The sequence below is a fragment of the Deinococcus misasensis DSM 22328 genome (assembly GCF_000745915.1).
Lineage (GTDB): Bacteria > Deinococcota > Deinococci > Deinococcales > Deinococcaceae > Deinococcus_C > Deinococcus_C misasensis.
The window spans coordinates 21,909-32,929 of the sequence record NZ_JQKG01000044.1; the positions used below are offsets into that span (position 1 = coordinate 21,909).

Here is an 11,021-nt window from a genome sequence, read left to right on the forward strand (position 1 = left end):
CCTTTCAGTCGGCTTTTGCAGCCATGCTGGAATTGCGTTGGGCCACCATGCTGCTCCAGATGCTCAGGGCAATGAAACCCACCCCAATCAGGCCCGTGACCAATTCTGGAATTTCAATGTGGCCCATGCCCAGCAACATGATGATGGCCAGGGCACCAATCCCATAGTGGGCTCCATGCTCCAGATAGATGTATTGCTGTAAAGTTCCTGCTTTCACCAGCATCAGGGTCAAAGAACGCACAAAAACTGCACCAATGCACAGACCTGCAGCAATGATCACCACTTCCTTGGTGATGGCAAACGCACCAATCACCCCATCCAGAGAGAAACTGGCATCCAACACTTCCAGGTAAATGAAAGACAACAAACCGGCCTGTCCAGCCTTCGCAGCAATGTCATCGGCATCAAACAGACCTCCCAGCGCATCAATCAGGATGTACGTCAGAACGCCCACCAGACCCGCCACCAGAGCGATGAGCTTCTCTTCAGGTGGAACAACCGTTTGCACAAGGGTGAGCAGCAATGCACCAGTGATGAACACCTGAATGGTGTCCAGACGGCCAATTCTGGCCAGAGGCCGTTCAATGAAGCCCAGCCAGTGTTCTTCTTTGTCAGGGTCCATCAGGTACTTCAGGAACACCAGCATCAAGAAAGCACCTCCAAAAGCCGAAATGGGCACATGTGCTTCGGTGAGGTGGCGGGCATATGCGTTGGGATCGGAGAAAGCCAGTTGAGCAACCTCCAGAAACCCGAGCTTGGCCACCACGGCCACAATCAACAGAGGAAACACAAAACGCATTCCGAACACAGCAATCAAAATGCCCCAGGTCAGAAAACGCCTTTGCCACACAGGGCTCATGTTCTTGAGCACACTGGCATTCACCACTGCATTGTCAAAACTCAGGGACACTTCCATCACACCCAGAATGCTGGCAATCAACACAAAAGACAGGGCTGTGCCCAGATCTCCGGTGAAATACCCATAGACGAAGGCTCCAATCAAACTGATCACGCTGACCAGAAAAGCAAAATGAAATTCTTTGATCAAACTTGCAGACATGCTTCCTCCTGCTGTGGCTTGATGTTCAGGCCACAAAATGCCCTTCCAGTGACCCTGTCAGCCACTGGAAGAGTCCAAACTGAACTTTGGAACGTCTGTTGAAACGTCACGTCAAACGTTGAAACCGTGGTTTCTCAAGAAAGCCACCAGACCTTCGCGGTACCCTTGTCCCACAGCACGGAATTTCCATTCGGTGCCATAACGGTAGATTTCTCCAAACACCATCAGGGTTTCGGTGCTGGCATCTTCAGTGAGGTCATACCTCACGATTTCTGCATCGGTTTCTTCGTTGACCACCCGAATGAAGGCATTTTGCACCTGCCCAAAATTCTGGAAGCGTTCTCTGGCATCGTGGATGCTCACCGAAATGATGATTTTGTCCACATAGGAGGGCACTTTGGCCAGTTCGATGACCAGACTTTCATCGTCTCCATCGCCCACTCCGCTGCGGTTGTCTCCCGTGTGCTCCACAGAACCGCTCTGGTGGGAGAGGTTGTTGTAAAACACCAGATCTGCATCGCCGCGTGCCCGATTGTTGGTGCCCACCAGCAAGGCCATCGCGTCAAGGTCAAATTCGGTGCCTTCGGTGACACGTGGATCCCAGCCCAGACCCACGCGGGCTTTGCGCAGGTTGGGGGCTTCTTTGCTGAGGTTGATGTTGCCGCCTTTTTGCAGTTGAATGGCCATGTCAGGTCTCCTTGAACGAATTGGGAATCTCAATCTTTTCTGCCAACGGTCCAGCTGAATCCAAAGTTGTAGTGGTGGTCGCAGGGTCGATGCCCCTGAAAATAACGTTCCTCCTTGGTGATGCGGATGTTCGATCCTTCCTTTTGAATCAGGGCCAGAGCACAAAAACGCTCTGAACGTGCCTGATTGAGGGGAATCACAATTTCATTTCCAAACTGGTCTGTCAGGGTGACTTTCGCGTTCACATCGGCAAAAGTGGAAGCCCCTTCGTAAATGAAGGCATAGACCAGCATGCGGCGCATCTGTGCAGGTTGGTGAATGGTGAGGTTTTCGCCATCTGCCGAGTTTCCACTCCGGTCGTCTTTGTCCAGCAAGATGTAAGGATGTGAGGTGCGGCTGCCAAAATAACCGCCCAGAGCCTGAATCACCAGGCTGTCGCCGTTTTGCATTTCCACCATGCAACCCAGATCCAGATCTGGACTCTCTGTGCGCAGGCCAAACCAACTGCTGCGTCCTTGACCCGACCATTTCAGGTTGATGTTGATGGGGTGCACCACACTGTGCTTGCTGAGCTCGATGGTGCCACTGGCCCCCTGTTTTTCAAGGGTGAGCTTGGAAAGGTTGAGTTTTTCTCCCGAAACAGCAGAAGGCGAAACTGGAGACTGAACAGGGGCCAACACCCCTCCTTGGGCCTGAAGCACAGACGCCAACAACCCGCTGTAACCCTGGCACAAGACCCCACAACGCCACCCGTTTTTGAAATAGATTTCTGCCAGAGTGGCCGTTTTTTCCGTGGTGAAGTTGCGTCCTGAAATCTGAAAACCTGCCACAGGCTTTCCATGTGCCAGCAAGACCACCTGACCTGTGGAGAGGTTCTTCAGTCCTGTGGGCAGTTCAATGACCACAGAAATGCGCGCGTCTGGCGAAAGGTGGTCCAGCTGAATTTCATGTTTGCCTTGCATCCCTCCATGGGTGAAGGTGCCTGCAGGCACAACAGAGCCTTCTTGCTTGACCATCAGGTGGTGTTTGAGACCTGCTGCATGAATTTGAACCTCAAACCCGATCTCCATGCTGGAAGTCAGTTCTTTGAGGGGGATGCGCTGTCCAATGACTAGGGTGTTCATGTTTTTGGTCCAATGAATTTGACAGAGGATTGAGGTTTTTTCTCAACGATCACCCATGGCATTTTTTCTTCGCTCCTTGAAATGCATTCCACATCTGCTTTGTGTCTCGCATTTCAAGAGTATAAAAGCCCCAAACGTCATTTTCTGTCGCGAAATGTTTTTTGATGATGCCAGACATGTTTTTCAAGATTTTCAATGTTTTTATTGCATTTTTTGATTTTCCTCTTTCTCTTCCAGAAGGCCTTTTTTCTTTCCATGACCGCAGCATTCAAAAGATTCTGGCTTCAATTCAAACCTTTTCATTCAAATCCCAGACTGCAAATGCACCCGGCCATCCAACTGCATGTTTGTGCATCAGGTGGTTTGTGGCATATTGAGAAAAATGGCTCATGTGCTTGGCTTTTTGTTTGATGTTGATGGATCACAGGTGGCCCTGATCCACAAAAACCGTCCCGAGTGGCAGAAAGGCCGCCTCAACGGCATTGGAGGCAAAATCGAATGGGGAGAACATCCTCTGGAGGCCATGGTCCGTGAGTTTCAGGAGGAAACGGGCCTGTACCTTCCCATCTGGGAGCACTTTGCCACCCTGAGGGGAGGCTCTTTTGAGGTGTTTTGCTTTGTTGCCCACTCCAGAGACATTCATCAGGTCCAATCTTGCACCGATGAACACGTGGAGGTTTTTCCTGTGGCAGATCTGCCCCACCACACCCTTTTCAACTTGAAATACCTGATTCCTCTGGCCCTTGATCGGCACCTTCAGAGACCCATTCAGCTGGATTACAATTTGTGATTTCTTTGCCAGAGACATCCATTGTTACTTTTGGGTAAGTCATTGCCCTCAGGCAAGTGTTCGGGTTTTCCAGCACACTGTTGTTTCAAGGAGATGCCATGCCTGAATTGAAGTTTTACACCCTTGACGTGTTCACCGATCAACCTTTTGGAGGCAACCCTCTGGCCGTGGTTTTTGGAGGAGAGGAACTGTCCAGCCAGCAAATGCAAACCATTGCCAGAGAATTCAACCTGTCTGAAACGGTTTTTGTGCTGCCTCCTGAAGGGAAGGGAGACCATCGGGTTCGGATTTTCACGCCGGGCAGTGAGATGCCTTTTGCCGGTCACCCCACCATCGGAACAGCCATTTTGCTGGCACTGCTCGGGAAAACTGCGGGTCTGGACCGGGTGGTTCTGGAGGAAAATGCAGGTCTGGTCCCGGTCGTTTACCGCTGGGAAAACGGGCTTCCCACCCATGCCGAATTGACTTCTCCGACCCCTCCAGAGTTCCGCAAAGCGGAGGTGTCTGCTGCTCAGGTGGCAGAGGTGCTCGGGGTTCTAGAAAAACACATTCTGGATCTGGAGGCGGTGTCCTGTGGTGCACCTTATTTGCTGGTCAGGGTCAAGCACCATGAAGACCTGCAAAACATCCGTTTCAATGTGCCCCTCTGGGAGAAGCACCTGCAAGGATGCTGGGCCAAAAACCTTTATGTGTTTTTTGGGGCGCAAGACTGTCTTTACACCAGAATGTTTGCACCAGAGTTGGGGGTTCTGGAGGATCCAGCCACGGGCAGTGCGGCTGTGACTCTGGCTGCCCATCTGGGGAACCGCATCGTGGAGGATCTGGATTACACCTGGGTGGTGCATCAGGGCATTGAAATGGGCCGTCCCAGCCGTCTGGAAATCACAGCGGTCAAATTCGAAATGGAGGTCACCGAAACCCGGGTGGGAGGCAGTGCCGTGCAGATGATGGAAGGCACCTTGCGCATCTGAGGTGTCAGGCCACAAAAAGATCTGGAGGTTGTCCAGGCCTCCAGATCAGAAAAGGTTTGCGGTCGGTTGTCTTGCGGGGTTTCTACAGGTCTTGCCTTCTGGGAGAGGTCGAAAGGTTGAGGGATGGGCAGCAGTTCCATCCCGGTCCAACAGGTCAATTCAGCGCGGTGTGGGCCAAGTTGCACCTTCCTGAACGTGGTCTCGCTCACCTGAGCCTGATCCTGTTGTACAGGAAGGTGCGTTAACCACCCGTTAACCCCTCCATCAAGCCTTAAAACTCGCCTTCATGCAGCGCCACACGCAAGAAAAGCCCTTTTTTCTGAACCCGGTTTAAATTACCCGGTCATTCCAGAGCTTCAACTGACCTTTGAATGTATTCAAAAAATATGCATTTAGATTTTTAAGCCCAGAGAGAAATCACCTGAAATCTTTTTGAAGCATGACAACAAAGCCCGGTTTCCAGTTTAGTTTGTCATGTTTTTTCGTCTAGATCAAAGATTGACAAGTCCAAAGACAGGCTGTTAAGGTAAGTGCAATGAGCCGCTTTCTGACCATCATCGTGGTAGTACTAGTACGCACTGGGGTTTCCCGAGCGTAAGCGGCAGGCACGTACACGCACAGAAACCCCCGAGGCTACCCAGACTCGGGGGTTTACCGTTGAGAGGAGAATCATGAACGGGGCACAAGCACTCTGGCAGACCTTGATCAACCACAACATCACCACGGTTTTCGGATATCCCGGTGGGGCGGTCATTCCCCTTTATGACGCCCTGACCGGCTTTCCCGAAATGCGTCACATTCTGGTGCGTCACGAGCAGGGCGCATCCCACGCCGCCGAAGGCTGGGCCAAATCCACCGGCGAAGTCGGCGTGTGTCTGGCCACCTCTGGCCCCGGAGCCACCAACCTGGTGACCGGACTTGCCGACGCCATGATGGACAGTGTGCCAATCGTGGCCATCACCGGAAACGTGCCCCGCGCATTGATCGGAACCGACGCCTTTCAGGAAGCGGACATCACCGGCATCACCATGCCCATCACCAAGCACAACTATCTGGTGAGAAGCGCCAACGACCTGCCCCGCATCCTTGCCGAAGCCATCAGGCTTGCCCGCTCTGGACGCCCCGGCCCCGTGCTGGTGGACATCCCCAAAGATGTGCAACTCGAAGCCTTCACCGGTGAAATCCCTGCTCCACATGCTCGCCCCGAGATGCCTGCTCCTGCTCAGGAAGCCATTGAAGTTGCCCTCTCCGCCCTCAGAAAAGCCCAGCGCCCCATCCTGATGGTCGGTGGCGGAGCCATGGACGCCTCTGAAGAAATCATTGCTTTCGCAAAAGCATGGAACATCCCCGTGATCACCACCCTGATGGGCCTCGGGATTTTCCCTGCCGGAGATCCCCTCTGGCTCGGCATGCCCGGCATGCACGGATCGGTGGCCGCCAACCGTGCCATCACCAACGCCGATGTGCTGGTCGGCATTGGTCTGCGTTTCGATGACCGCGTGACCGGCAAAGTCTCCCGTTTCGCCAAAAACGCCACCATCATCCACGTGGACATCGACGCCGCCGAAATCTCCAAACTGGTGCACGCCCACATCCCGGTCCGGGGTGACGCTGCCAAAGCTGCCCGCGCCTTCACCGCACAACCCACTTTCCTTGAAAACAAAGAATGGCACGCCAAACTTCAGGAATGGAAAGAGCGCTACGTGCGCCACCCCGTGTGGAGCGCTGGATACGCCATCAAGAAAATCGTGGATCAGCTTTCCCCTGACGATGTGCTCTCCACCGACGTGGGGCAACACCAGATGCTGGCTGCCCAACTCGCACGCTTCCAGAAGCCCCGCAAGTGGCTGACCTCTGGCGGACTGGGGACCATGGGCTTTGGCTTCCCTGCTGCCATTGGGTCTGCTCTGGGCGTTCCCGGTGTGCGCAGCGTGGTCATCGCTGGAGACGGTGGTTTCCAGATGACCGCACAGGAACTCGCCACCCTCACCAAATACCGCATTCCCGTCAAAATTGCTGTCATCAACAACAGCTTCCTCGGGATGGTGCGCCAGTGGCAGGAACTTTTCCACGAAAACCGCTACAGCGAAGTGTGGCTCGGAGACTCCAACCCCGACTTCATCAAACTTGCTGACGCTTACGGCATTCACGCTGTGCGCGCCACCAACAGCGAAGAAATGGAAAGCGCCATCGAAGCCTGGCTGAACCACGACGGCCCGAGCCTCCTCGAAGCCGTGGTGCCCAACGAGCACGGCGTGTTCCCGATGGTGCCCGCAGGGGCTTCTCTGGAAGAGATGGTTGAGACCCACGAGGAAGCGAAGCAAAAACAGTAACCCCACCCGCTGGGGGAGCAAAGCTCCCCTGTGCTCCTCCCCTAACGAGGGGAGGTTGCCCCAGCCTGGGTATCTCCCCCTGAGCCAGACCTGATTGCAGGGGGTTATGAAAAGGTGAACCATGAGTGCAAATCTGTACGGCGACACCACCAGCAGCCCCAACAAAGACCACATCATCAGCGTGATTGTGCGTGACGAACCCCGCGTGCTGACCCGCATCACCAGCATGTTTGCCCGCCGGGGATTCAACATCAAGAGCCTGTCCGTGGGCACCACCGAAAACGCCGGGGTCAGTCGCATGACCATCGTGGTCGGCGGAGACGACAACATCCTGCAGCAGGCCATCCGTCAGTTGGAAAAGCTGATTGACGTGATCAAGGTCATCGACCACCGCGAAGAAAAATTCGTGGACCGCGAACTGGTGCTGGTCAAAGTCACCATCACCCCTGAAACCCGCGTGGAAGTGCGTCACATCGCCGAGGACTTCCGTGCACGCATCGTGGACGTGGGCCGTTACGCCCTGATGTTTGAAGTGACCGGAGACGAAGGCAAAATCACCGCTTTCATCGAGCAGATGCGCCCTTTCGGCATCATCGAAACCATGCGCACAGGTCGCGTGGCCCTGTCCCGCGGTTCCAACGCCGACATTCCCACGCAGGTGTACACCGGAGGGGAAAGCAAGAGTCTGGAACCCGTGCTCGGGGATGTGGAGATTTAAGGTCCCCCTTCACCCAAACACCTAGAGCGATCATTCCCCACCCGAGCCACATCCGGGTAAAGTAATCCAAGACAAGCGTCACCCCAAGGAGTCTGACAAAATGGCGACAATGTACTACGATCAGGACGTTTCTTTAAGCCCCCTCGAAAACAAAACCGTGGCCATCATCGGTTACGGCTCACAGGCCCACGCCCACGCCCAGAACCTCAACGAGTCTGGTGTGAAAGTTGTGGTCGGTCTGCGTGAAGGCAGCCCCAGTGTGGAGAAAGCCCAGAAAGCTGGCCTGCGCGTGGAAACCATCGAGAAGGCTGTGCAAGAAGCCGACGTGATCATGCTGCTCATCCCTGACGAGCACCAGGCCAAAACCTACACCGAGAGCATCGCCCCCAACCTGACCGCCGGAAAAGCACTGGTGTTCGGTCACGGCTTCAACATCCACTTTGGACGCATCGTGCCCCCCGCAGATGTGGACGTGTTCCTCGTGGCCCCCAAAGGCCCCGGCCACATGCTGCGCCGCGTGTACGTGGAAGGCGCAGGCATGCCCGGCATCTTCGCCGTGTACCAAGACGCCACTGGCAACGCCCGTGAACTGGCTCTGGCCTACGCCAGAGGCATCGGCTGCACCCGTGCAGGTGTGCTGGAAACCACCTTCAAAGAAGAAACCGAAACCGACCTGTTCGGCGAGCAAGCCGTCCTGTGCGGTGGCCTGACCAGCCTGATCAAAAACGGCTTCGAAACCCTCGTGTCCGCTGGCTACCAGCCCGAGATCGCCTACTTCGAAGTCTTGCACGAGTGCAAACTGATCATCGACCTGATCTACGAAAAAGGCTTCAAAGGCATGCGTTACTCCATCTCCAACACCGCCGAGTACGGCGACTACGTGACCGGACCCAAAGTGGTTGCTGCCGAGAGCCGCAAAGCCATGGAAGAGGCTCTGGCCCGCATCCAGAGCGGCGAGTTCGCCCGTCAATTCGTGGCCGAAACCGAAGCCGGTTACCCCCAGATGAAGCAATGGCGTCAGGAAATGGACGACCACCCCCTCGAAGTGGTGGGAGCCAAACTGCGCAGCATGATGCCTTTCATCAGCAAGAAAGAACTCGAAGTTTAATTTTCAGACTTCACAGAGGCCCGAGGGTGAGAATCCTCGGGTTTTTTATTTCAGCAGTGGAACAAGAATGGTTTCCACTTCGTTCAGGTATTCTGTGAGACCACAGTTTTGACCTCTGGTTTTGAGGTCGTTAAGATCTGCTTCAAGCCAGCAAGGTTCTTCTCTGTAGACATTGCCACACAGCAAACGATCCAGCACCCTTTTGGGATCCCGGTGATCGTTCTTGCCATTCAAGCGCTCTGGTTGCTGTGTGGGATCAAAAGCCAATTCCTGATGCAATTCTTGTAAGAGCTGCTGTTCCTGTCCAGATCCAGTACGAAATCCAATCAACACCCAAGCTTCACGACATCTCTTTGCAACACCAATCAACACATGCTGGTTGGTGTGATCCGTATGTTCGTCTCTGGCTTGAACCAAACCATCGCGGCGTGTGGGCTGATTGTCTTCGTCGCGAAAAAGCACGACTGCTCTGGCGTTCGCTTGATAAGCAAGACGAAGGGCTTTTCTTGCTGCAACAGCATCAGGCTCTGCAGGAAGACCATTGAAATGTCCGTGGGCTGGAGGCAGGCCACTCTTCTTGTAGGTTTCTGGAACATCGCGCCATGCCAAATACGGATGCTGACCCATGCCCTTCCAAACAGGTTTGGCTTCCAAGGGCATGTGTTCCCACCAATCAATCTCTTTCAGCAAAACCTGCTCTGTAAAACCTTGCACGACGCGGGGATCACTGCTGCCTTCACAAACCAAGAAAATCACATTTTCAGGTTCACTCATGGCTTTCTTGATTCCTCTTGAGCACCCAGTCTTCACCTGCGTAACTCCAGAATTCTCCTGGGGCCATCACTTCTTTCCATTTTTCAAACTCTGGGTGATCGGTGAGTTTGGCAATCACTGTGCCTCGCTCTGGGTCAAGGGTGGCAATTCGGACTTCCTCTGGCTTGAGGTGATCCAACAGGTATGGCGAGTGGGTGGTGGCAATGATCTGAAGCTCTGGATTGAGCTTTTGGATTTCACGAATGGCAGAGAAAAGGTCTTTTATGGCTTTTGGATGCAGTGCTCTGTCTATATCATCCACCAATATGATACCAGGACCTTTGAAGAGAAACATACATGTGATAAGAAAAATTGATATTAGCGTTCCTTCACTGGCATATTCTGCACGAATATCTTTAGATTCCTTGAAATCAATTATTAATTTATCCCCAATAACACTTTCAGGGAATTTATTGATATATTCTTTATTGAACCAATTATCACTTTTAATTTTTTCTCTCCGAATCTTAATTTTCACTATATTTGGAATGACCATTTTTATAAAATTTTGTATATTTATAAAATCTTCCGGGGAATCATTAATGATTCCAGATATAATGGTAGCCAATCCAGATCCATTTGATTCCAGAATAGGAATTTCTAGGGGGCTATACGAAGCAGCAGATATTCTAGATACAGAAGGCGAACACAGGAATACATCGTCTGCCATCATCATCAAATAAACTTCTTGATCGCGAAGCTCACTATAGCTCATATTTTCGTTACCATCCAACAAACCAAGTCCGTCTAATCCTTTTACCATCCATTTATTTCTAGTTTCTGATTTATAAAATGATAAATCTATATTATATTTATCTCCTAACAATCTCATCTCCATAGATTGTCTCACACCCAATTTCCAATTCAAAAATGCCTCAGGGCTATAAATTTTATTTACATCAAAAGATTCTTCTTTAGACAAAAACATTCTTTTTAGAGGGTTTAATTTTAGTTTTAGAACTCGATTAATTCCATCCAAAAGTGTACTTTTCCCACATGAATTGGGTCCAACAATCACTGTCAATGGCTCCAAATCCACCTGCACATCCTGAAGCGACAGAAAATTCTGAAATCGAACCGAGGTCAACATGCATTAAGTTTACCACCAGAGTAACGCCTCAAAAATTGCGACAGGGGTGACGCACGTCGCGAAGGGGTTAAGGTAAGACATGAACCCCGAGCAACTGAAACTCGCAGTCCAGCACTTCTCTGAGCTCCCTGATCCCCGGACAAACCGAGGGCTCAATCAACCCCTCATCAACGTGATCGTCATTGCCCTGTGTGCTGTGCTCAGCGATGCAGACAGCTTCTATGACATGGAGGATTTTGGGGAACTCAAACGGGATTGGCTCTCAAGCTTCCTGGACCTCCACACCGGTATACCCTCCCATGACACCTTCAATCGGGTCTTCGCCAG

12 protein-coding genes are annotated in these 11,021 nt (G+C 52.5%); 6 read left to right on the forward strand and 6 right to left on the reverse strand.

The genetic code is table 11. From position 1 onward, the window contains the following. Positions 1–4 precede the first annotated feature (4 nt). The 4 genes from Q371_RS19450 to Q371_RS27255 form a co-directional block, all read right to left on the reverse strand. Entirely contained in the window at positions 5–1,060 is a 1,056-nt protein-coding gene (locus Q371_RS19450; protein WP_157442829.1) for a DUF475 domain-containing protein, read from the reverse strand. Positions 1,061–1,171: 111 nt separating this feature from the next. Further along, positions 1,172–1,747, reverse strand: a complete 576-nt coding sequence (locus tag Q371_RS19455) for a TerD family protein (RefSeq protein ID WP_034343625.1) — start codon at positions 1,745–1,747, stop codon at positions 1,172–1,174. A gap of 29 nt (positions 1,748–1,776) precedes the next feature. Next, a complete protein-coding gene (locus tag Q371_RS26065; RefSeq protein ID WP_051964849.1) occupies positions 1,777–2,871 on the reverse strand; it encodes a hypothetical protein in 1,095 nt (364 codons plus the stop codon). A 49-nt stretch (positions 2,872–2,920) separates the two neighbouring features. Continuing rightward, positions 2,921–3,139 (reverse strand): hypothetical protein, encoded by a 219-nt coding sequence (locus Q371_RS27255; RefSeq protein ID WP_157442830.1) that lies wholly within the window; start codon positions 3,137–3,139, stop codon positions 2,921–2,923. Positions 3,140–3,253: 114 nt separating this feature from the next. Here Q371_RS27255 and Q371_RS19470 point away from each other — a divergent pair, with 114 nt between their 5' ends. The 5 genes from Q371_RS19470 (at position 3,254) to ilvC (ending at position 8,791) form a co-directional block, all read left to right on the forward strand. Continuing rightward, positions 3,254–3,661: an NUDIX hydrolase gene (locus Q371_RS19470; protein ID WP_034343629.1), complete on the forward strand. Its 408-nt coding sequence runs from the start codon at positions 3,254–3,256 to the stop codon at positions 3,659–3,661. Positions 3,662–3,759: 98 nt separating this feature from the next. Further along, on the forward strand, positions 3,760–4,632 hold the full coding sequence (locus Q371_RS19475) for a PhzF family phenazine biosynthesis protein (protein ID WP_034343631.1): 873 nt from the start codon (positions 3,760–3,762) through the stop codon (positions 4,630–4,632). 671 nt (positions 4,633–5,303) lie between these two features. Beyond that, positions 5,304–6,965: a biosynthetic-type acetolactate synthase large subunit gene (gene ilvB / locus Q371_RS19480; RefSeq protein ID WP_034343633.1), complete on the forward strand. Its 1,662-nt coding sequence runs from the start codon at positions 5,304–5,306 to the stop codon at positions 6,963–6,965. Between the two features lie 121 nt (positions 6,966–7,086). After that, positions 7,087–7,683 carry an acetolactate synthase small subunit gene (gene ilvN, locus Q371_RS19485; protein WP_051964850.1) on the forward strand — a complete coding sequence of 199 codons (597 nt, stop codon included), beginning with the start codon at positions 7,087–7,089 and terminating at the stop codon, positions 7,681–7,683. 100 nt (positions 7,684–7,783) lie between these two features. Next, complete coding sequence (ilvC, locus tag Q371_RS19490; protein WP_034343635.1) at positions 7,784–8,791, forward strand: ketol-acid reductoisomerase; 1,008 nt, start codon at positions 7,784–7,786, stop codon at positions 8,789–8,791. 45 nt (positions 8,792–8,836) lie between these two features. Here ilvC and Q371_RS19495 read toward each other — a convergent pair whose 3' ends face one another. After that, positions 8,837–9,565 (reverse strand): hypothetical protein, encoded by a 729-nt coding sequence (locus tag Q371_RS19495; RefSeq protein ID WP_034343637.1) that lies wholly within the window; start codon positions 9,563–9,565, stop codon positions 8,837–8,839. Continuing rightward, complete coding sequence (locus Q371_RS26070; protein ID WP_051964852.1) at positions 9,558–10,694, reverse strand: AAA family ATPase; 1,137 nt, start codon at positions 10,692–10,694, stop codon at positions 9,558–9,560. Before Q371_RS26070 ends, Q371_RS19495 begins: the two co-directional genes overlap by 8 nt. A gap of 79 nt (positions 10,695–10,773) precedes the next feature. Here Q371_RS26070 and Q371_RS19505 point away from each other — a divergent pair. Further along, positions 10,774–11,021, forward strand: a 248-nt coding sequence (locus Q371_RS19505) for a transposase family protein (RefSeq protein WP_034343641.1), incomplete at its 3' end; no start/stop codon positions are given.

What these genes read in the sequence shown, in the direction of transcription:
- Q371_RS19470 (WP_034343629.1), top strand. Translation starts at nt 3,254, where the DNA reads ATGGCTCATGTGCTTGGCTTTTTGTTTGATGTTGATGGATCACAGGTG.
- ilvC (WP_034343635.1), top strand. Translation starts at nt 7,784, where the DNA reads ATGGCGACAATGTACTACGATCAGGACGTTTCTTTAAGCCCCCTCGAA.
- Q371_RS27255 (WP_157442830.1), bottom strand. Translation starts at nt 3,139, where the DNA reads ATGCTGCGGTCATGGAAAGAAAAAAGGCCTTCTGGAAGAGAAAGAGGA.
- Q371_RS19450 (WP_157442829.1), bottom strand. Translation starts at nt 1,060, where the DNA reads ATGTCTGCAAGTTTGATCAAAGAATTTCATTTTGCTTTTCTGGTCAGC.
- Q371_RS19455 (WP_034343625.1), bottom strand. Translation starts at nt 1,747, where the DNA reads ATGGCCATTCAACTGCAAAAAGGCGGCAACATCAACCTCAGCAAAGAA.
- ilvB (WP_034343633.1), top strand. Translation starts at nt 5,304, where the DNA reads ATGAACGGGGCACAAGCACTCTGGCAGACCTTGATCAACCACAACATC.
- Q371_RS19475 (WP_034343631.1), top strand. Translation starts at nt 3,760, where the DNA reads ATGCCTGAATTGAAGTTTTACACCCTTGACGTGTTCACCGATCAACCT.
- ilvN (WP_051964850.1), top strand. Translation starts at nt 7,087, where the DNA reads ATGAGTGCAAATCTGTACGGCGACACCACCAGCAGCCCCAACAAAGAC.
- Q371_RS26065 (WP_051964849.1), bottom strand. Translation starts at nt 2,871, where the DNA reads ATGAACACCCTAGTCATTGGACAGCGCATCCCCCTCAAAGAACTGACT.
- Q371_RS26070 (WP_051964852.1), bottom strand. Translation starts at nt 10,694, where the DNA reads ATGTTGACCTCGGTTCGATTTCAGAATTTTCTGTCGCTTCAGGATGTG.
- Q371_RS19495 (WP_034343637.1), bottom strand. Translation starts at nt 9,565, where the DNA reads ATGAGTGAACCTGAAAATGTGATTTTCTTGGTTTGTGAAGGCAGCAGT.